The 21,704-nt window shown below is 46.1% G+C and carries 22 protein-coding genes; 4 read left to right on the plus strand and 18 right to left on the minus strand.

The annotated features are described in order from the left end of the window. Positions 1–30: 30 nt before the first annotated feature. From fliI to ONE56_RS09365, 17 genes are all read right to left on the minus strand, one after another. Positions 31–1,350, minus strand: a complete 1,320-nt coding sequence (fliI, locus tag ONE56_RS09285; RefSeq protein WP_423839724.1) for a flagellar protein export ATPase FliI — start codon at positions 1,348–1,350, stop codon at positions 31–33. Between the two features lie 3 nt (positions 1,351–1,353). Beyond that, the gene (gene fliH, locus ONE56_RS09290; protein WP_423839725.1) at positions 1,354–2,154 is read right to left on the minus strand and encodes a flagellar assembly protein FliH; all 801 of its coding nucleotides are present in this window, start codon (positions 2,152–2,154) and stop codon (positions 1,354–1,356) included. 80 nt (positions 2,155–2,234) lie between these two features. Beyond that, positions 2,235–3,290, minus strand: coding sequence for a flagellar motor switch protein FliG (gene fliG / locus ONE56_RS09295; RefSeq protein WP_041155651.1), 1,056 nt, complete (start codon positions 3,288–3,290; stop codon positions 2,235–2,237). Further along, positions 3,283–5,025, minus strand: a complete 1,743-nt coding sequence (gene fliF / locus ONE56_RS09300) for a flagellar basal-body MS-ring/collar protein FliF (protein ID WP_041155650.1) — start codon at positions 5,023–5,025, stop codon at positions 3,283–3,285. Before fliF ends, fliG begins: the two co-directional genes overlap by 8 nt. Before the next feature lie 16 nt (positions 5,026–5,041). Continuing rightward, complete coding sequence (gene fliE, locus ONE56_RS09305) at positions 5,042–5,353, minus strand: flagellar hook-basal body complex protein FliE (RefSeq protein ID WP_041155649.1); 312 nt, start codon at positions 5,351–5,353, stop codon at positions 5,042–5,044. A 126-nt stretch (positions 5,354–5,479) separates the two neighbouring features. Next, entirely contained in the window at positions 5,480–6,889 is a 1,410-nt protein-coding gene (locus ONE56_RS09310; protein ID WP_423839726.1) for a sigma-54-dependent transcriptional regulator, read from the minus strand. Between the two features lie 30 nt (positions 6,890–6,919). After that, positions 6,920–7,951: a sensor histidine kinase gene (locus ONE56_RS09315; protein WP_041155647.1), complete on the minus strand. Its 1,032-nt coding sequence runs from the start codon at positions 7,949–7,951 to the stop codon at positions 6,920–6,922. 138 nt (positions 7,952–8,089) lie between these two features. Further along, positions 8,090–9,556, minus strand: a complete 1,467-nt coding sequence (locus tag ONE56_RS09320) for a sigma-54 dependent transcriptional regulator (RefSeq protein ID WP_423839727.1) — start codon at positions 9,554–9,556, stop codon at positions 8,090–8,092. 303 nt (positions 9,557–9,859) lie between these two features. Beyond that, on the minus strand, positions 9,860–10,270 hold the full coding sequence (gene fliS, locus ONE56_RS09325) for a flagellar export chaperone FliS (RefSeq protein ID WP_041155645.1): 411 nt from the start codon (positions 10,268–10,270) through the stop codon (positions 9,860–9,862). Positions 10,271–10,282: 12 nt separating this feature from the next. Then, entirely contained in the window at positions 10,283–10,588 is a 306-nt protein-coding gene (locus ONE56_RS09330) for a flagellar protein FliT (RefSeq protein ID WP_423839728.1), read from the minus strand. Between the two features lie 3 nt (positions 10,589–10,591). Then, positions 10,592–12,580: a flagellar filament capping protein FliD gene (fliD, locus tag ONE56_RS09335; RefSeq protein ID WP_423839729.1), complete on the minus strand. Its 1,989-nt coding sequence runs from the start codon at positions 12,578–12,580 to the stop codon at positions 10,592–10,594. A 20-nt stretch (positions 12,581–12,600) separates the two neighbouring features. Beyond that, a complete protein-coding gene (flaG, locus tag ONE56_RS09340) occupies positions 12,601–13,035 on the minus strand; it encodes a flagellar protein FlaG (protein ID WP_423839730.1) in 435 nt (144 codons plus the stop codon). 70 nt (positions 13,036–13,105) lie between these two features. Next, complete coding sequence (locus ONE56_RS09345; protein ID WP_331437320.1) at positions 13,106–14,236, minus strand: flagellin; 1,131 nt, start codon at positions 14,234–14,236, stop codon at positions 13,106–13,108. 293 nt (positions 14,237–14,529) lie between these two features. Next, positions 14,530–15,663 carry a flagellin gene (locus ONE56_RS09350; RefSeq protein ID WP_415679241.1) on the minus strand — a complete coding sequence of 378 codons (1,134 nt, stop codon included), beginning with the start codon at positions 15,661–15,663 and terminating at the stop codon, positions 14,530–14,532. A 280-nt stretch (positions 15,664–15,943) separates the two neighbouring features. Further along, positions 15,944–17,077 carry a flagellin gene (locus ONE56_RS09355; protein WP_423839731.1) on the minus strand — a complete coding sequence of 378 codons (1,134 nt, stop codon included), beginning with the start codon at positions 17,075–17,077 and terminating at the stop codon, positions 15,944–15,946. 167 nt (positions 17,078–17,244) lie between these two features. Further along, positions 17,245–18,147: a Dyp-type peroxidase gene (locus tag ONE56_RS09360; RefSeq protein ID WP_331437735.1), complete on the minus strand. Its 903-nt coding sequence runs from the start codon at positions 18,145–18,147 to the stop codon at positions 17,245–17,247. Between the two features lie 42 nt (positions 18,148–18,189). Next, a complete protein-coding gene (locus ONE56_RS09365) occupies positions 18,190–18,675 on the minus strand; it encodes a DUF2919 domain-containing protein (RefSeq protein WP_041156075.1) in 486 nt (161 codons plus the stop codon). A 175-nt stretch (positions 18,676–18,850) separates the two neighbouring features. Between ONE56_RS09365 and ONE56_RS09370 the strand changes: the two genes are divergently transcribed. Both ONE56_RS09370 and ONE56_RS09375 read left to right on the plus strand, forming a co-directional pair. Then, positions 18,851–19,210: a DUF2956 domain-containing protein gene (locus ONE56_RS09370; RefSeq protein WP_423839732.1), complete on the plus strand. Its 360-nt coding sequence runs from the start codon at positions 18,851–18,853 to the stop codon at positions 19,208–19,210. Between the two features lie 8 nt (positions 19,211–19,218). Then, positions 19,219–19,572 carry a DUF4156 domain-containing protein gene (locus ONE56_RS09375; protein ID WP_423839733.1) on the plus strand — a complete coding sequence of 118 codons (354 nt, stop codon included), beginning with the start codon at positions 19,219–19,221 and terminating at the stop codon, positions 19,570–19,572. 39 nt (positions 19,573–19,611) lie between these two features. Here the strand turns inward: ONE56_RS09375 and ONE56_RS09380 are convergent, their stop codons facing one another. Next, on the minus strand, positions 19,612–19,899 hold the full coding sequence (locus ONE56_RS09380) for a winged helix-turn-helix domain-containing protein (RefSeq protein WP_041156064.1): 288 nt from the start codon (positions 19,897–19,899) through the stop codon (positions 19,612–19,614). A gap of 265 nt (positions 19,900–20,164) precedes the next feature. Here ONE56_RS09380 and ONE56_RS09385 point away from each other — a divergent pair, with 265 nt between their 5' ends. Further along, positions 20,165–20,515 carry an ArsC family reductase gene (locus tag ONE56_RS09385; RefSeq protein ID WP_423839734.1) on the plus strand — a complete coding sequence of 117 codons (351 nt, stop codon included), beginning with the start codon at positions 20,165–20,167 and terminating at the stop codon, positions 20,513–20,515. A gap of 38 nt (positions 20,516–20,553) precedes the next feature. Then, positions 20,554–21,690, plus strand: a complete 1,137-nt coding sequence (dapE, locus tag ONE56_RS09390) for a succinyl-diaminopimelate desuccinylase (RefSeq protein ID WP_423839735.1) — start codon at positions 20,554–20,556, stop codon at positions 21,688–21,690. The last annotated feature ends 14 nt before the right edge of the window (positions 21,691–21,704 follow it).

The raw sequence follows: 21,704 nt of genomic DNA on the forward strand, positions 1-21,704 counted from the left end.
GATTGACTAACCACCTTATCTCATCACGTCTTAACCACTTAAGATGCTTTTCAACATGTTGACGCACATATCGTACGGCACGGATTCTTTCATTTTCTGTTGCAAGTATTCATCCAGCTTCGGCTTAATGGTAAACGCACCATCAATAGCAGGGTCGGTTCCAGGTTTATATGCGCCAATAGAAACCAGGTCTTGGTTTTTACGACAAATCGACAATACCTGACGTACGGCTTTGGACATTAGTACGTGTTCTTCGGTGGTAATTTGTGGCATGACACGGCTAACGGACTTCTCTACATCAATCGCAGGGTAATGACCCGCATCCGCCATTTCACGGGATAATACAATGTGGCCATCAAGTATAGCTCGGGAAGCATCCGCGATAGGATCTTGCAGATCGTCCCCTTCGGTCAGAACAGTAAAAAATGCGGTTATCGAGCCTTGTTCTGCCCCACCATTCCCTGCACGCTCTACTAGCGCTGGCAGTTTTGCAAATACCGATGGCGGGTAACCTTTGGTTGCAGGCGGCTCGCCTACCGACAGGGCAATTTCACGCTGCGCCTGCGCAAAACGCGTTAACGAGTCCATCAGTAACAATACATCCAAACCCTGATCGCGAAAATACTCCGCAATGGTTAAGGCGGTTTGACAGCCTTTTAAACGCATTAAAGGCGAAGAGTCCGCTGGCGCGGCAACAACAACGGAACGACGTCGTCCATCTTCACCGAGTATTTCTTCAATAAATTCTTTGACTTCCCGTCCACGCTCACCAATAAGCCCGACCACCACCACTTGCGCGGTCGTACCACGAGTCATCATACCCAGTGTCACCGACTTACCGACGCCTGAGCCCGCAAACAGTCCAATACGTTGTCCTTTCCCCACCGTCAATAAACCGTTAATGGCTTTCAAGCCAACATCAAGCGGTTCAGAAATCGGCTTGCGGGAGAGCGGATTGATCGGATCTGCACTAAATGATGCACGGTGCTCTGTATAAAGTGGACCAAGCCCATCAAGCGGGTTACCGACTCCGTCAATCACGCGCCCCAGTAGCTCCATACCAACTGGCAAACCTGCATCACTGGTCAGAGGCGTTACCTTCGCGCCAGGTAAAATTCCGGTAATTTGTTCACTCGGCATCAAAAACAGATTGTCACCAGAGAAACCAACCACTTCGGCTTCCATTTGACCAGACATGGTTTCCACCAAACACAAACTGCCGATGGGCGCACGACATCCTGTCGCTTCTAGCGTCAAGCCAACGACTCGCACCAATTTGCCAGAGGCAACAGGTCGCGTTGTTAAGCCTTCTACTTTGTAATTTTTTAAACGATCAGCGAGCGCTTGCATGGATTATTCGCCCTCTTGATGACGATTGGCACCACAAAAACTGTGCAGGACATTTTTGATGCGTTCTTCCATGCGGTAATGAATACTTGATTCCCCGGCTTCGATTTGGACATCACCTCGGTTTAATGACGGCTCTGCAACTAACGTCCAGTTTCGTCCTTCAAGATCCTCTTCGCCATACGAAGAGCGGATGATGGTGACATCTTCGGGATTGAGGTGTAGCGTGATTGGATGACCCGAAATCGGCAACGCCTCCACCGATTGCTTCACCGTATCAAGAATAATTTGAGGGTTGGTTTGAACCTCAACATGCACCACTTCTTTGACCAAACACAGCACCATGTCTACCAACTGTTTCTCAACTTGAGCATTCATAAGCTCCAGTGGCTGAGCAAACTGATTTGCAAGATTCATAAATACTTCAACCTGTTGCTGAATGTATTCTTGTCCTGCAGTGACACCTTCTGCTTTGCCTTGTTCTAGGCCTTCTTCATGCCCGGCTTGTAACCCTTCTTCCTTACCTTTTTCGTAACCTTGTTTAAAACCGGCTTCCTGACCCTGGTACAGACCTTCTTGATAAGCACCTTGCTTAATCAATTCAATCTGTTCTTCTGTTAATGCAAGCTCAGGCTCTTCTTCCGTTTCTTCAAAATCAGGTACCCAGCTGGGATCGTAGTTGAATGCTGTCGATTTAGCTTGTTTAGTTTTGGGATTGCCATAGTCCGGTAATCCCCAGCGCTGTGCTTCGACCATCTGATCGTCTTCATCAGGACGGATAAATCCACGTTTTCTCTCGCCAGTCATGGGTTACCTACTGTGTATTCAAGTTTGGAATGAAGGGACCTTGCCACAAATTTGGCAAGGCTATGGTAGTTGCAATGAAATTATAGGAATTCGTCGGCGCCGCCAGACAGCATGAGATCCCCAGCATCGGCCATACGACGTGCAATCGCCAAAATTTCTTTTTGCGCCGCTTCCACATCGGCGACACGCACTGGTGGCATTGCTTCTATGTCATCACGCATCATCTCAGCGGCACGCTTAGACATGTTCTTGAAGACTTTCTCACGCAGTGAATCATCCGCACCTTTGAGCGCTCGCTGCAACACGTCTTGTGGAACGTCACGCAGCAGCTTCTGAATACCTTGGTCGTCGACTTCGGCCAAGTTCTCGAAAACGAACATCAAATCTTGAATCTGAGTTGCCATGTCTTCGTCTTGATCGCGAATTTGATCCATCAAAATACCTTCGACGTTGTTGTCTAGGTAGTTCATGATCTCTGCTGCCGCCTTCAAGCCGCCAATTTTGGCCGCTTGCGCCCCAGCTTGACCCGCAAACTGTTTCTCCATGATTTCATTCAGCTCAGCTAATGCTGATGGCTGAACTTCTTCTAGGTTGGCTATTCGCATCATCAAATCCAAACGTACACGCTCTGGGAATTGGGACAGTATCTCTGCCGATTGATCCGCTTCTAGGTAAGAGAGAACAATGGTTTGGATCTGCGGGTGCTCGTTTATGATAATACTGGCGACTTGACGCGGGTCCATCCATTTCAATGAATCCAAACCTTTTGATCCAGTCCCCAACAAAATTTGGTCAACCAGGTTATTCGCTTTGTCTTCACCCAGCGCAGCAACCAGCGCATTTCGCATAAAGTCTTCGCTGCCCATGCCGATATTGGTGTACTTCTGAATGTCTTCTAAAAAGGCACGATGGACGGCAGACACTTTGTCCTGACTCAAATCTTTGGCACGAGCCATCGCACTACCCACACGTTGAACCTGCTTTGGCTCCAAGTGACGAATGATGCCTGCTGCATCTTGCTCATTTAAGCTCAACAACAGAATTGCCGCTTTTTCTTCACCGGTAATGGTTGAAGCGTCAAACTCAACTGGCAAGCCAGCGCCATTATCATCTTGAGGTACGATATCGTTAGCCATTATCATTCATCCAGTTTTTCACAACTTGAGCGGCAAGCTCAGGTTCATTTGCTACCAGTGCACGAACCGCTTTTAACACGTCTTCATCTTTATGCAGGTTCGGTAAGTCAATACTTGAGCCAAATTCAAATAGCTCACCACTTTCTATGTCACTGCCAAGTAAGCTGGTTTCACCATCGGCACCAATTGGCAATCCATCTGGTCCGTACATTTCTTCGCCATCATCACTCGCTGGGTTAAGCAGTTTCTTCATCGCAGGCCGCACCAGTACGAGTATCACAACAATGATCACTAGCGCACTGGCAAACCAGCGTACCCAATCATTAAAGTTTGGATGCTCCCAAATCGGTTGTTCGACAAGAAGCTCTTGTTCTGGCTCTGCAAACTTCACACTCAATACATTCAGCAGATCACCACGAGATTGATCGTAACCGACGGCTCCAATCAATACTTCTCTAATCGAATTGATTTGTGACTCGGACATGGGGGTATAAGTCACTTCGCCAGTATCTGGGTTAACCGCACGGTGATCTTTAATTGCAACCGAAACCGTTTGACGTGCAACCGTACCGGTCTGTTTACGTTCATGACTGATCGTAGTATCGAGTTCAAAGTTGCGTGTTGACTCTTTGCGCACGGAACCTTGACCAGTCAGTGAACCATCCTTCATTTGTGCGACATCTTGAGGAATCGAGGCGTCTGATGGCGGTTGGTTACTTAGCGCTCCTGGGATACCAGCAACCATATTGCCATTGTTGTAATCTTCAAGAGCGTATTCGCTTCGCGTTGCAGGAGTATTAGGATCAAAGCGCTTGCGAGTTTGCTCAACGGCACTGAAATCCATTTGGATATCAACTTGGGCAGTGTAATTGCCATATCCGAGAATCGGTAACAATACAGAATCGATTTTTTCACGCAGAGCCTGCTCTTGATTGCGTTCCAGCTCTTGCTCTTTACGACGAGCAGCAGAGGCTGGATCTTGAGAACCAGAGCTCAGCAAACGCCCATGCTGATCAGTGACAGTAATGCGTGAGGTTTTCATCCCTGGCACCGCACTCGCAACCATATCGACGATGGAATCCACCTCTTGCTGCTTGAGGTTTGCTCCTGTAGAAAGCGTAAGCGAAACCGAGGCCGATGCTTCTTGGTTATGACGCACAAACACGCTTTGTTTCGGTAATGCTAATAAGACGCGGGCTTTGCGAACTTGCTTCATTTCTTCAATGGCTTGACCGAGCTGACGTTCACGACTGAGCTTAAGACGCTCCTGTTCAAGACGCTGCGAAACCCCGAATCCCATATCTTGTAGTAAGATGTCGTCACCCGCAGCGGTTGCTTGGTTAACCCCCGCACGAACCATGCCCAGCTTGATTGAGTTGTAATCATTCGCCTCAACGGAAACGGTATTGCCGTCGAGCTTGTAATTGATTTTTTGTTGATCAAGATAGTCTAGAACGGGGATGAGTTCTTCAGTTTGATAAGCGCCAAGAGGGCGCATTTCTGGCTCTTTGACCCAAAAAAATAACATCACAATCAATGCAACGCAGATTGAAATCGACAGAACAAGTACAACCTGTCGAAGTAAATCGAGGTCACCTACTGCCATGTCAAATTTTGATGCACTGCGCTCTTCGAGATCTGGATTTTGACTTTCCATATCCAAATCAGAATTCGCGACTAAAGCAGCATCTGAACCACCGTCAGTAACGGTTAAATCTGTAGACTTGTCTGCCACAATTAATTACCTAAAATTACACTGGCATGTTCATGAGGTCTTTGTAGGCCTCAACGAGCTTATTGCGGATTTGTACAGTCGCATCGAATGCGACACTGGATTTGTTACGAGCGATCATCACGTCAGAGAGCGAGACATCCGCGTCACCGCGGTCGAATCGGGTTTGTAGATCGCCAGAGGCTTTTTGTAATGAGTTAACGTTGTTGATAGCGCTCGTAAGGAGTTCACCAAAATCCGCGCCAACTTTTGCACCCGTTGCTGCCGGTGCGGTATTGGTTGCTTCTACCATCATGGTGCGCATTTCTGCCTGAATACCATCAACTCTCATTACTACCTCGAAGCCAAAACTTTGACTATTAATAAAATTGTTTATTTATATAGCAATTTATATGCCATAAAAAAAAGATAAAAGCTCAACGCTTTTACCTTTTTTGTGTCGAGACAAGAGCTGTGTTTAATTAGGAATATCGATTCCGGCATCACGCATTTTGGCGAGCTTATAGCGTAGCGTTCTTGGGCTAATCCCCAATTTTTCTGCCATATCCTTGCGCCGACCCTGACAAGCAGTCAACGTTTCTAAGATGATGGCATACTCCTGATCGCGCAACTCTCCACCTAACCCTTCGCCAGCAGCCACGTTGCGATTCATTGTTTCAGCTTGAGCGACAGGCTTAACATCTGGCACCAGGGATTCCGTGTTCTGCACAGCAGCTTGAAGGCTATTGGCATCTTGCCAATCTAATCCTTCTAGTAAAATGTGTTCAGCGTCAATGTGGCTATTACTGCTTAAGATCAGCGCCCGTTGGATAACATTGTCTAATTCACGGACATTACCTGGCCACGGGTACTGCAATAGTTTGGCAATCGCAGACGCAGAAACTTGAGGAACAGGCATCCCCATCTTACTGCAATGACGCTCAACAAGGTGTTTGGCGAGCGGTTCAATATCACCTTTACGCTCAGTCAGTGCTGGCCATGTGATCGGAAATACGTTTAAACGGTAGTATAAGTCTTCTCGGAAATTACCTTCTGACACGTATTGCTTCAGGTCTCGGTTACTCGTTGCTAGTACGCGAACGTCTAATTTGATGCTTTTTCTGCTGCCCAGACGCTCCACTTCGCGCTCTTGTAAAACACGCAGCAATTTAGCTTGTAGGCTTAAGTCCATTTCACTGATTTCATCCAGCAAAATTGTCCCACCTTGAGCTTGTTCGAACTTACCTGGACACGCTTGAACGGCACCAGTGAACGCACCTTTCTCATAGCCGAATAATGTCGCCTCAAGCATATTGTCAGGAATCGCAGCACAGTTAATGGCAACGAATGGACCATCTTTACGGTTTGAAGCATTGTGAATGTAACGCGACATGACTTCTTTACCTGAACCACTTGGCCCCAGAACCATCACATTTGCATCGGTTTTTGCTACTTTGTCTGCGAGCGCCAGCAAACGTAGGCTCTTTTCATCAGCAACAACAGCATCACCATTATCATCCGTTTTTATTGGTGCGTATCGGCTGACCATATTGAGCAACACCTCTGGTGCAAATGGTTTTGCCATATAGTCAATCGCACCATCTTTCATGGCTGATACCGCGTCTTCAATATTGGCATACGCTGTCATAAGCAGGACGGGTAAATTCGGCCAATTCTGTTTAATGTTCTTGAGCAGCGCTAAACCACCCATTCCGGCCATTTGCACATCAGACACGACGATGTCAACGCAGTTCGCCTTCAGTTTCAGTAAAGCGTCTTCCGCACAATCGGCCTCCAACCACTCATAGCCTGCTAGAGCTAGAGTATCGACTAGGGCTTCACGAAGACCTTCATCGTCTTCTACGATCAGCACTTTGCTTTGCGCCATTATGATTCTCCTGTTATTGGCAAAAGCCGCTTATTGCGCTTTTGCTTGCATTCGCTCTAGCGGAATGCACATGGTGAAGCAGGCCCCATCGCCCTGCTCTGAAATGAGCTCCACTCGACCGTCATGGGCACGACATACCATTTGAACCACAGCAAGACCAAGCCCAGTACCTTGAGAGCGCGTGGTAAAAAACGGTTCCATGATCTTGGCTTGCAACTCTTTTGGAACGCCCGGACCGCTGTCTTGCACAGAGATACGTAATTCGCCGTTGACTGGACGGAAAAAAACATCAATTTGTGATGCTTTGCCAGCTATCTGAATAGCGTTCATGACGAGGTTGCTCAGTGCTGAGGCAACAGCATTCGAATTTCCCATCAACTCCGTGTGCTCTTGTTCCACTTCGAGAAAGTAGTCGATGTTATTATTTTTTAACGCGGTCTCAACCATAGGTTGGTACTCTGCAACGAGCTGAGCAATCGTAAAAGGTTGGATGACTTTGTTGTCCCCGCCTTTTGCAAACAACAGCATATCGTTGACCTGCTTTTCTAGATCGTGCAATCGATCCATTAACTTGTTCTGAAAGCGATCGCGTGTCGCAGAAGGTAAATTAGGTGCAGACAAGTTTGACGCGTAAAGCATCGCACTCGATAACGGCGTTCTGACTTGATGAGCGAGTGACGCCACCATTCGACCCAATGACGACAAGCGTTGCAAATCACTGACTCGAGATTGCAACAAGCGTGTTTCGGTTAGATCCGTAATCAAGATAAGTTGACCTGTCGCGGAAGCAGAAATGGCTAAACGAACTTTACGACCATTGCGCAAGGAAATTTCATGACCGTCGTCTTCCCGTGGATCAAACACGGTTTGAATGATGTTAAACCACTTTTCATCGACCAATTGAACTTCTAGGATTCGATGTGCTTCTGGATTGGCCTCACGAACGATTCCGTGCGTATCAAGAAGAATAACTCCAGCAGGCATGACGTCTAACACCTGCTTGTAGCGTTCGACTTGGTTTTCTACTGAGTCTAAATGGGATTGATTCGTGTTGGTGTCCATTCACTGCCTGTCGGAATATCGCCGTTAAAAACTAAAATAGCTTAGTAAGCAATAAGCGTACCAAGCTATTTTTTGTTAATAATCAACACATTAATATGGTGACAAGAAGTTGACACAGAACGAGGACGGAACAAAAGCTTAACGTTGTAGATTATATTTACGCATTTTCTCAACCAAAGTGGTACGGCGCATACCTAGCATGTCTGCCGCTCTCGCCACGATACCCGCTTGCGCTTCAAGCGCTTGGCTGATCAAATTCACTTCCATATCAGCTAACAACTCTTTTAAGTTTACGCCTTCTGGGGGTAGCTCTTTTGGAGCATCTACGTTGTGTACGATCTCGCTTTGCTCTTCGAGAGAGAAAGTCCCAGAGAAAATATCTTGGAATACATCACGCTCTTGTTCTTCAATGGAAGCGAAGGCATTGTCTTCTGGTTGAAACTCTGGGATATCGCTATAACGGTATTTTGTCGGCAAATGATTCACGTCCACCAGGCTATTGGGATACAAAATAACCATTCGCTCAACTAGGTTCGCCAATTCACGTACGTTGCCAGGCCAAGAATGTTCCATCAAAGAATTGATTGCACGCGGCGTGAAACTGATTGGGAGTCCACCCTCCGCTTCCAAGCGAGCCATCAACTCTCTCAGCAAGAGAGGAATGTCTTCTTTGCGATCTTTTAAGCCAGGCATTTCGATTGGAAACACATTGAGGCGATAGAACAGATCTTCACGGAATGTCCCTGCTTCAATCATACTTTCTAGGTTGCGGTGCGTCGCAGCGACCACACGAACATTCACTTTGATGGTGTTATTACCGCCCACTCGCTCAAAACAGCGCTCTTGAAGGACACGCAACAACTTCACTTGCATTGGCATTGGCATATCGCCAATTTCATCAAGGAATATAGTACCACCTTCAGCAAGCTCAAACCGCCCTTTACGCGCTGTCAATGCACCAGTAAATGCGCCTTTTTCGTGGCCAAACAATTCACTTTCTAACAGCTCTGCGGGAATGGCTCCACAGTTTATCGGCACAAACGGCCCATCACGAAAAGCGGAGTGATAATGAATATTACGTGCCACCACTTCTTTACCCGTTCCCGATTCGCCAAGAATCAATACATTAGCCTCGGTTCCCGAGACTTGTTCGATAAGGTGTCGAACTTCTTGAATGCCGCCGCTTTGACCTACTAAGCTACGAAACAGCGTATTGTCTCGCGTACTAGGCACAACATTTACGCCTTTGCGACCAAGGAAGTTTTTACAGTGACGTAATGCATCGCTTAACTGCGGGTAATTTAAAGGAAGATCCAGCTCTCCAACAAAGTTTGGTAGGTGATCAACAGACAACGGAAAGTCGCCCATTAAAAGAAGTGGGATATGGTTGGCACGACTAAGATGAGTCACCACGTTGGTAGATGCTGAGCCAGCCTCTATATTGCCCACGATACAGCCAGACCACAAACCAGACCAATCTAATTCGATCAGTTGATCGGAGCTAACGGCCTCGCAGCTTTCTCCAACAAACTCCAATATATTGCTCAGATTCAAACGACTCGTTGCGTCATCATCAATTACAAGCAGCTTTGCCAAACCTTGCATAAGTTAGATTGATCGCCTTTATTTTAGGTGCGTTGCAGCCAAATTTGATACTGTGCTTTGAGAGTGTTTATTAGGGAGAATCGACAACATTCAAACACGACAAAAAATAAGAACAGCGGCAACAAAAAAGCCATTAGGGCTACTAATGGCTTCTATTTTATTTAATTCTATAAATAAGGCAACCAAGCAATGCAAAGCACTATGTTTGATTGTGACCTTGATGCACAATTAGTTGCGCAATTAACGTTTATACCAATAACAACTGTAACATCCTGTTTTAAATATAAAATAAACGTAAATAAACTATATTCCGACTTCAGTTGCGGTTAGGTTGTGATATTCCGTAGGAATCTGGTCCCAAGCAGATTTTATCTCGCGAATGATCTCGATCACATCGTCGATTGGTTGTGGATCATTCTGGTGATTTGCCGCTGAAATTTGCGTAATCATAAACTCGTACAGCGCATCCAGATTCGTTGCCACATCACCACCATCATCCATAGATAAACAACTGCGCAATGCGATGACAATATCCAATGCTTTACCTAGGCGCTCCCCTTTTGCGGGAATGTTGCCGGCTTGCATGGCAGCTTTACCTTGAATCAGGCGCTCGATGGCTCCTGCCATAAGCATTTGAATGACTTTGTGCGGAGAAGCCGCGCTTAGCTGGCTGTCGACTGATACCTTTTTGTATGCTTGCAATGAACCGCGCATAGTAATCCTCTTTTATGTAAATTTTTTGTACTGCTGAAGCGAACGCTGACCATATCGAAACTTGTGCAGCTCTTTTCCGACTTTAGACGTTTCTGATTGCATCAGCTGGACAATATTTTTGGTTCGAGTAAGCAATTTCTGCCACTCTGCATCCTGCTTTACCAAAGGGTTTTGTTGAATTAATGGCAACAGGTTTTGCAATAACTGTTCCCTAATATCGACCAAGCGAAGAATTTCTTCAGTGTTGACCACTTCTTTTTCTAATTCTTGAGTAATTAATTGATCTAGGTCGTTAATTTCTTTCAGTTCAGCGTGCATTTATCACCCCAAAGCACTCATCAATGCACCAAGCTGACCTTGCATTTTGCCTGTCGCATCTTGCATCGCGGCAAATTTATCGTGCGTGCGCTGCTCTAAACTGTCCATGCGGCGATCCAGTGCCACCTGATCATCGTTTAAACGATAATTTTGTTCGGTAAGGCTTTTTTCTCTGGTGCGGATACTACCTGTGATACCCGTAATGCCATGAATAGCATCTTCCACGCGCTTAGCGAAACCGGCATTGCCCCCAAAAAACTTTTCCAACTCATTAAAGTTGTTGTTCAACTGACGATCGAGCATATCGTAATTGATTTCCAGGGTTCCTTGACGCGTGGTAGTGATACCAAACTCCGTTAGGGACTTGAGGTCTTCTGGCGCGTTCTCAATCCTGCTAGAGAAAACCGATTTTAACCGGGTATCCGCACTACGTACCGTGCTGTCTCCAGCTAATGGTCCTTTTTGCCCTGTTACTGGGTCAACACCAGAAAGCGCTTTGGACGTTTGATAGAACGCGTTGTAAGCCTGTACGAAACTCTCGATATCGCTACGCACACTTTGACGGTCATATTCAACACCGATCTCTGCGGGTGGCTTATTCGGTTCTGATTTCCCTTTTAAGGTAAGATCCACACCTTCAATAGCGTCTTCAATGACATTATTGTGGCTTGATAACTTCGCCACACCATCTAATAAAACCATCGAATCTTGGCCAGCTTGGACTTCGCTCATGCCTCGATAGCCATCAAACATTGTTTGAGCGAGAGCAATTTTTGCTTCTGCTGCGTCGATCTTTTCTAACCGTTCACGCTCTTTAGGCTCAAGCTTAGCGCGTTGAATCGTCTTGGCTTGCGCTTCGGTCAGTTCACCCTTCGCGACTCTTGCATCCAGCGCTTGTTTTTCTTCCGCGATCTTACTTTCTATTTCGGCTTTTTCTTGTTCAAGAAGCTGCTTTGCTTCTTGGCTGGTCACATACGAATCCGTTAAAGTACCGGAGGCTGAATTGTTCCATCCAGGCACATCTGGCGCTTTCTCGATCGCTTTTTCATCCAGTTCTAATTCCGGCTCTTCATAAGAATCGAGTAATGTACCGGATGCGGTTTCGGTCCAGCCTGGAATACGGTCTTCAGGACGCCAACTTGCACGCTCTTTCGCTGCATCTAACGCCTCTTGCCCAGCTTTTGCCGCTTCAGCACCAGCTGAAGAGATCGGCGTACTCGATCCGCTATCTGCCGCTTTTTCCGCTAGAGGAGGTATAATATTGCCGTCGGCATCACGGATTGTAGACGAATCAGATTGCTCCGGTGCTTGCAATGGCCCCAACACTTCTTCAGCCGCCGCACGGGCTTCGGCAAGTGCATTAGTACGATCTTCTAGGGTTTGGAATTCAAAATATTTTAGTGGGTTACCCTTTTCGGCATCCACACTGACTTTGAGCTGATGGTCTTTACCCGAAAGATTCGAGGCAAGAATAAGACGTGGTCCATTGACATCATTGATGAGGGAGGCTCGCACGCCGGGGTTATGTTTGTCGCCATTAATGCCACGAACGATATCAACAAGCTTGGCATTGGAACGAACATTAACATCAAAGCTGTCATCACCCATCGAAATCTGCAGCTTACCAGGACCAAACTTTGCGTCTTCAGGTAAAACATCAGACGCAACTTTATGGCTCTGTGCAAGCTGCAATACATCGATAGCATACTTACCAGCTATGGCATCCGTCGTTGCTGAGGCTGATACGATATTCTCGTCCGTGGTATCTACGGTCCGAACAGCGAACGCTTTCTCCTGACGAAAATTCATCATCAAGTTTTTCATCGTATCTAACGATTCTCTGAGTCGCCCGTAAGCACTGATACTGGCGTCAATCGTCATTCGCTCATTGTCGATGCGTTGCTGCTTTGGCACACGCTCCGCATTGACAATTTTGCTGACCATGGAATTGATATCCATGCCACCAGACATCCCCAAAGGGCCTAAACTCATCAAATCACCTCAAAAAACAACTACACTTTATCAACTAACAAACCGCTGTTGGCTGTGTGTTCAGCTAAGCGACGCAGTACCACAAGCATTTCTTCATCAGGAATTTGACGAATCACGTCACCGGTTCTGGCTTCGTAAATCGTCACGACGTCTTTGCCGGATTCTTCATCCACGCGAAACGCCAGTCCTTTGTTTATGGAACTCACAAATTCATTCATTTGTGCGACCATTTTTTCACGCTCTTCTCTGTTTAGCTCCTGACGGCTTTCTGCCATCTTAATCGCAGCTTTTACAGAGAAGTCGTGTCCGAGGTCTTCGGTTCGCTGAGACGCTCCCCCCTCGTTTGAAGTTGCTGTGTTAGGCGCGCCTATGCCCATGTCATTTTTGAAAGCAACATTTGTGCCATTAGGTGTACCGTAAGGCTGGATGTTCGATGTATAGGAGGATATATCCATTACAATCTCCCTTGAACCTTATGGTCAGTGACAGAAACTATCACCTAAATGACCTATACGGTTTACCTAATTAGCCTAACAAGCTAAGCGCGGCAGACGGTGACTGCTTAGCTTGAGCTAAGATAGAAGTACTGGCTTGTTGAAGGATTTGCGACTTAGTCATCGCGGTGGTTTCCTTCGCGTAATCCGTATCTTTAATGCGGCTCTTAGAAGCATTAACGTTTTCGTTAATGTTGTCTAAGTTGCTAATGGCATGGTTGAAACGGTTTTGGAAAGCACCAAGAGATGCTCGTTGGCTATCTACTGACTTCAATGCGCCATCAATAACCGCAACCGCCTCTTGAGAACCCGCTACCGATGTCACGTCAATATCTTTAACTGTCACGTCTTTTGCGTCACCAAAACCGATTTCACCAGCAAGGTTGCCTGAGAACTCAACATCGCCAGTTACTTTCTGTGATGAAGCAAAAACTTGTAGCTTGCCATCTTCACCCACTGAGGCTTTTACATCTTCGTTTTGACCGTTGATGTACGTGGCAAGCTGCTCAATATCATCGCCCTGTTTCGCGTTGATCTTGATCTCTTGCTCTTCACCTTGTTTGTTGGTGTAACTCAATGTAAGTTCAGTGTTATCACCAACAGCCCAAGATGCATCTTTACCTTCTTCAGCAGCGTAGCTTTTGCCACCCATCGCTGTAGTATCAGAGCGTAAGTTACCCATAGAAAGCATCACTGCTTCACCAGAGTCGGCACCGATTTGGAAAGATTGTGTACCGTAGGTACCATTAAGAAGCTTGTTACCACCAAACGACGTAGTCTCAGCGATACGGTTTAGCTCGTCATTAAGTGCAGTCACTTCTTCTTGAATCGCAACGCGCTCAGCTTTTGAGTTAGAACCATTCGCAGATTGAAGCGATAGATCACGCATACGCTGTAGGATATTAGTCGACTCATTCATCGCACCTTCAGCAACTTGTGCAATAGAAATACCGTCGTTTGCATTTTTCACCGCCATGTCTAAACCACGGCTTTGTGCAGTCAAACGGTTTGAAATTTGTAGACCTGCCGCGTCATCTTTCGCGTTATTGATTTTATAACCCGAAGACAAACGCTCCATGGATTTTTGCTGACCTTCAGCGGCTTGGTTTAGGTAACGCTGTGCGGTCATCGCAGAAACGTTAGTATTAACGTTAATCGCCATAATTGATCTCCTTAAGGCTGTAGTGAATGTACCGTCGTGTCTCTCACCTCACTTAGGTACATCTCATTTCTCTCAGTCCCTTTAACGGCGCCCGACGAATATCCTTTAGGAGATTTTTTGAGTTTTTTCGATTTTTTTCTTTGACTTACAAAAATGTGATCGTTGTAAATTCGCCCTCATCTCTGGCCATGAACACCGATTAATCTCCGACCCAATAAAAAACCCAGCCGAAGCTGGGTTTTAGTCGCTCATCTCTCACCACGAGCCAATGGGGTTCTAGGGTCTGTTAAGGCTTAACCTAGCAGACTTAGCGCTGAGTTTGGCGCTTGTTTCGCTTGTGCCAGGATAGAACTTGACGCTTGCGATAGAATTTGTGACTTGGTCATCGCGGTGGTTTCTTTCGCGAAGTCAGTATCTTTGATACGGCTCTTCGACGCGTTCACGTTTTCGTTGATGTTATCCAAGTTGTTGATGGCATGGTTGAAACGGTTTTGGAACGCACCCAATTCTGCGCGGTGGCTGTCCACGTACTTCAATGCTGCATCGATAATCGCGACTGACTCTTGCGCGCCACCCACGGACGTTACATCAATAGTGTTAACTGTGACTTCTTGTCCATCACCAAAGCCAAGCTCACCCGCCAAACCACCAGATAGTGATACTTCACCATCAACTTTGTTGTTACCGGCAAAAATTTGCAGTTTGCCATCTTGGTCCACTGACGCTTTCACTAGGTCTGTTTGACCATTGATGTAGGTTGCAAGCTCTTCAATATCATCGCCTTGCTTTGCGTTAATGGTGATCTCTTGCTCTTGGCCAAAGCTGTCTGTCAGGCTGATGTTAAGATCAGAACTGTCTGCAGACACACTCCAGTTTTTGTCTTTCGCGTTTTCAGCTTGGTAGCTGACACCACCCATCATTTTGTTGTCTGAGCGCATGTCTTTTAGCTCAAGCATCACGGCTTCACCGTTGTCTGCGCCGATTTGGAACGACTTAGCACCATGAGTACCGTTTAGCAGTTTGTTACCACCAAAAGACGTGGTTTCTGCGATACGGTTTAACTCATCATTCAATGCCGTCACTTCTTCTTGAATCGCCACACGCTCTGCTTTTGAGTTCGAGCCGTTTGCTGATTGTAGCGATAAATCACGCATGCGTTGCAGAATGTTGGTCGTTTCGTTCATTGCGCCTTCAGCGGTCTGGGCAATGGAAATACCGTCATTCGCATTACGTACCGCGACATCCAAACCGCGACTTTGGACATTCAAGCGATTGGAAATTTGCAGACCCGCTGCGTCGTCCTTCGCGCTGTTGATTTTAAAGCCTGAAGATAGACGCTCCATCGACGTTTGTTGAGCGGAGTTTGCGTTGTTTAGGTAACGCTGAGCGGTCATTGCTGATACGTTTGTGTTTACATTCACTGCCATGGTGATTTCTCCAATTGATTTTCCGGTGTAGCGGTTTCCGACGTCTCGGAAAACCAAGTAGTTCTCTCAAAGTTACTTTTATTAACGACACGCACCCTGATTTCTTTAGAAAATTTTTTGGATTTTTTCGAAAATAATTCGTTTTGAGGACAAATTGCACTGAAGTAAGTAAAAACACAAAAAAACGTTAATTTTTGCTAAAGCTTGTTTTCAATCTGTCGATACAAGCTGTTTTTTCCCTAATTTTTCAGCGGTAGTGACAATAGGAATGATAGTGAAATTAACCTAACAAAGATAAAACAAGATTTGGGCTTTGTTTTGCTTGAGCTAAAATAGAGGTGCTGACTTGCTGCAAAATCTGCTGTTTCACCATTTGCGTGGTTTCTTTGGCGTAGTCGGCATCTTGGATACGGCTGTTTGAAGCCGCTAAATTTTCGTGGATATTATCGAGATTATTGATCGCGTGATTAAAACGGTTTTGATACGCACCTAACTCTGCACGACTGCTGTCTACGTACTTCATTGCCGTATCTAATACTGCAACCGCACGCTGAGCGCCACCAACACTGGTGATATCGATATTATCGACCGCTTCATAACCTGATAACGCCAAGTCTAGCTCATTCGCCAAACCACCAGAAAAGGACACCGTTCCCGATGTTTCTTCTCCAGCCATGAAAATCTGTAGCTGCCCTTTTTCATTCACCGAAGCTGATACTTTATCCGTTTGACCATTAATATAAGTGGCCAGTTCTTCTATATCATCACCAGCTTTGGCATTAATCTGAATTTCTTCACTATCACCGAACCGGTTGGTAAAAGTCATGTTTAAATCGCTGTCATCCGGTTTTACGCGCCACAACTCACTCGCTCTACCTTGTGAAACATAACTAAAGCCACCCATTTCGATACCATCCGTTCGCATCGACTTCAGTTCGATTTGCACCGCCTCTCCAGACGCGGCGCCGATTTGAAACGCGGACTGGCCAAAAGCGCCATTCAATAGCTTTCGTCCACCGAAAGATGTGGTTTCCGCGATGCGATTTAATTCGTCATTCAGTGCCGTCACTTCTTCTTGCAACGCAGTCCGTTCCGCTTTGCTGTTTGAGCCATTAGCCGACTGAAGCGACAAGTCACGCATACGTTGCATAATGTTGGTCACTTCATTCATCGCCCCTTCGGCGGTTTGCATTATTGAGATTCCATCGTTCGCGTTACGTACGGCCACGTCTAAACCTCGCATTTGAGCCTGCAACCGGTTGGAAATTTGCAAACCTGCAGCATCGTCTTTTGCGCTGTTAATACGCTTCCCTGAAGACAAACGCTCCATGGATTGATTCAACATATCGGTTGCACTGGTCAAATGACGTTGTGCGACAAGTGCTGCAACATTGGTATTAACGGTGATCGCCACGAATAAAGGGTCCTAAAATTAAGGCTCTGGACTGTTATCGACCATACGTGACAAAGGTTTAGTGATTTTTAAGCAGGCAAGATGAGAGGTAATAAGACTAAGCGGCAACAAAAATGGAAACAAAAAGCCCTCCGGTTGGAAGGCTTAGGGCATCGTATGCAAGACGATTATTTGATAGCCAATTCCGCTAACATTTCTTGTGAGGGAGCGAAGAAATAAGCGCCAGTGACTGCATTGGTAAAACGTAACAGTTGATCGGTTTTACCGTCAGTGACGCCATACATGCTCTCAAGCATGACTTTGATATTGTGTAACGTGTGGCAGTAACAAATGAACAGTAGACCATGGTCGCCCGTGGCAGTGCCATATGGCAAACTGTGGCGAACGATCTTCAAGCCTTTGCCTTCTTCTTTGATGTCCACGCGACCAACATGCGACGCTGCTGGAACATCTTCTAACTCAATGGAATCTGGCTTCGTTCGACCAATCACTTTTTCTTGTGCTTTTACATTCAAACGATCCCATGCTGGCAAATTGTGCTCAAAACGCTGCGCCATGACATAACTACCACCAGCATAGGGACCATCTGCAACTAATGCGACTTCGGCGCGAGCCATCCCTTTGGGGTTCTCTGTTCCATCAATGAAGTCGGTCATATCACGAGCGTCTAGATAACGATAGCCGTAGGTTTCATCAACAACCGTGACATCGTCTGATGTCTCCATCAGGAATTTACGCAAAATATAAAAGTGTAAATCGTGACGAGTAGAATGACAGTGAATTAGTACATCAACATCTGAAGCTGGCGCGACAATGTCACCTTCGCCTAACTGTGGGAAATCGATCAACTCTTCTGGTGCATCAATGTTTAGGTGCTGCCAGAATGACTTAGTAAATGCGATAGAGAGTGTCAGGTCAGCACCTGGCTGACTGATATTTAACTCTTTAACCAGATCGGGAAGTGCCTTAATTTTCGCCAGTACACTTTCACGATTTTGATTAACTTTCAATTGAGTAAACAGTGCAAATGGTCCGGCTTCTGGCACGATTGCCGTTTGAGCTTGTGACATGGAGGTTTCCTCTATACTTTTGCCCAGATGGGAAGTTCTTGTTTAATGCTTTGATGACTGCTTTTCATTCTGCTCGAAGTGTGGAACATTGAAGCAGTCCTTTACCCACCGTCCGTTGAGAAGGTAGATAATAAACCAAGTTAATAGTGTAATGGTCAGCGCATTCGCCCAGTTGAAAACACCGTGTTCTAGATAGACATGATACATGGTTTGGACGAGTTGGACTCCAGATAAGATCAAAGTCACTTCACGTCCGTACTTTGTAAGCGAATTAATCTTCGGTCGGTCTGGGTGGCGTAATCCCATAAACCACATCAATAACAAACTTGGAATACCCATCGACAACCCCAAATACAGGGTACTGGAATCGGGGTATGCGATCGCCAAAATTTTACTACCGCTATCACGACTGACGCCAGCCATGGCAAAAACCACCCAAGAGCGCGCAAGGAACATCCATCCTAACCACACCATCACCGGCGCTTTCAAAAATCCATGAGTGTCATATTGATCAAAGGAATAGCGCACAATATTGTCTTCTTTGTTTCTATAAAGCACTGACTTTACCTGATTCGCTCCGCCCTGAGAAGTCACGGTCTTGTCGTCATTTACTGATAACGTCGCACTCTGACAGTGGGAGGTTCATTTCAACGCGTTGGGCAGGTAGACTAGGCGCAGATAACCATCCATATTGAATACAACCATGAAGAAAAAAAGCACAGCAGTTCCCTCTCAAGAAACCCAAACAGAAGCCATGAAGATAGCAAAAGCGACCCAGAAACCTGGACAAACCAAGGATCAAACCAAGCTGATCGCACAAGGCATAGAGAAAGGCATTGCGCTATATAAAAAGCAGCAGAAAGAAAAAAATCGCCAGGCAGACAAAGTAAGAAAAAAGCAACAGAGAGAAAAACAGCGTCAACCACAAGAATCAACCGAGAACGAAGCTCAAATGACTGTGGAGACAAAGTCAACGAGATCGAATATTCTGCCTTGGGGTTTACTTATCCTAAGTTGGATTGGTTTTGCAGCTGCTACTCTTATAGAACATTCTTTTTTGTAAGATAGGGTATGCGAAAACTCATTGCTTTAAGCGCGACGCTGTCGCTTTTGGGTTGTTCAGCGACACCACTGAAACCCCATGATGAAACTCAACGGGTTACCGTACGTATTGATAGCCAATTTGATCCAGAGCACTGTGAATACTTAGGTGAAGTCACCGGCAGTGAAGGACATTGGTATAACTACTTGTTCTACACTAACCCAGACATGATAAAAGGTGCTATCAACGATTTAAAGAATAATGCTTTGGACATCAACGCAGATACGGTTTTCATGGTTTCTCCACAGTATTTCGTCACTTCTTTCACGTTATTAGGAAGTGCGTACCGCTGTCAGTCGTCATTACGAAATATACCAAAATAACCTCAAGCGAGAATGATAAAAAAGCCAGCAATTGCTGGCTTATGCACGAAATCCAAGGCTGTTAGCGATGTCGGTTTCCCTCTCTAAGACCCATTGACTATCAAAAGGACCCCAGTCGGAAAGCTGATAGTAGCCGTCATTATGGCGACGACCATCCTGAACAAATATAAGCTCAATGCCGATCCCGGGTAGTGCCTTGAGTACATCTTGAATTGTACGACGAGGCCACCCCGTTTTTTCGATTAACTTTGGTACGTTTGGCCTTTCTAGATTCTCCACTAACAAGGCCAGATACAGCCGCCTTGCAAAAACAGGACTCAATTCCATTGACACCTCCTAAAATTGTGCTGACTCATTATTTCGTTTTTGCACAGCGAGATGTTGCGTTTGATCAATAACTCGACGTATCCAAGCGATTTAGGTGGTTCTTTAATCATATTTAAGAAAATAAAACGCAAGCTAGGCATGGAATGAAATTTATTCACACTCTGCCTCTTTATCAGCTTGATTGCTTCTTGGTAGGATGCTGGAATAGTCAGAGAAACCAAAACAAAAGCATATAGACTGCCTTTCTAAGATAAAAGGAACCATTATGACGATTACCATGTTCGGTATTCCAAACTGCGATACGATAAAAAAAGCCAAGAAATGGTTGGATGCAGAAAGCATCGCTTATGATTTTCATGATTACCGTAAACAAGGGGTTGACGCAGAGATGGTGACAGAGTTTTGTCACGCTCTAGGTTGGGAGCAAGTACTTAATAAACGTGGCACCACGTACCGCCAGTTAACTCAAGAACAAAAAGACGCCCTCAACGAAGAAAATGCGGTGACTCTACTGATAGAAAATCCAGCGATGATTAAGCGCCCAATCCTCAAAGTGGATGGGCAACTTCATATCGGTTTCAAAGCAGACCAATACGCGACTATTTTTAACTCATAGATCTATTTTTTAACTCATAAATAAAGGAAAACTCAAGGATGACAGACAGTCCAGTATTAGCCCTTGCTAAAGACCTGATCAGCCGCCAGTCCGTAACTCCTGAAGATGCAGGTTGCCAAGACCTGATGATAGAGCGACTGAAAGCCCTAGGTTTTGAAGTGGAAGTGATGGTGTTTGAAGATACCACCAACTTCTGGGCGCGCCGTGGTACTGAAGCGCCACTGTTCGCTTTTGCTGGCCATACCGACGTTGTACCAGCGGGTAAGCTTGAGCAATGGGATACACCACCATTTGAGCCAACGATTAAAAATGGTTACCTTCACGGGCGCGGAGCAGCGGACATGAAAGGGTCGTTGGCCTGTATGGTCGTCGCCGTCGAACGTTTTATTGCTGAGAACCCTGATCACAAAGGCTCTATCGGCTTTTTGATCACTTCTGATGAAGAAGGCCCGTTCATCAACGGCACAGTAAGAGTAGTGGAAACATTGATGGAGCGTGGCGAGAACATTGATATGTGTATCGTCGGTGAACCATCAAGTACTGACATTGTCGGTGATGTGGTGAAAAACGGCCGCCGCGGTTCGATCACAGGTGATCTCACGGTTAAAGGTACCCAAGGTCACGTGGCATACCCTCATTTAGCCAACAACCCTGTTCACGCCTCTTTACTAGCCATTCACGAATTAGCGACAACAGAATGGGACAAAGGCAATGACTATTTCCCGCCTACCAGCTTCCAGATCCCCAATGTTTCTGCAGGAACCGGTGCATCCAATGTTATCCCTGGGGAGTTCAATGTCCAGTTTAACTTGCGTTTCAGTACCGAGTTGACCAACGAAAGGATTGTTGAGCGTGTCACTGAGACACTGAACAAATACGATCTGAACTACGATATCGATTGGACATTTAACGGCGAACCGTTCCTTACCGATACTGGCGCGCTGTTGGATGCTGTTGTTGTAGCGGTCAGCGAAGTGAACAACACGAAGCCTGCTCTACTAACAACAGGTGGCACGTCTGATGGTCGCTTTATCGCCCGCATGGGAGGACAAGTCGTGGAGCTTGGTCCAGTCAATGCAACCATCCATAAAGTCAACGAGTGCGTGAAAGTAGACGATTTAGAAAAGCTAACGGACATGTACCAGAACACGCTGACTCACTTGCTCGCAAAATAGCGGTCTATCGCGCA

The organism is Vibrio mytili, assembly GCF_049563345.1.
GTDB lineage: Bacteria > Pseudomonadota > Gammaproteobacteria > Enterobacterales > Vibrionaceae > Vibrio > Vibrio mytili.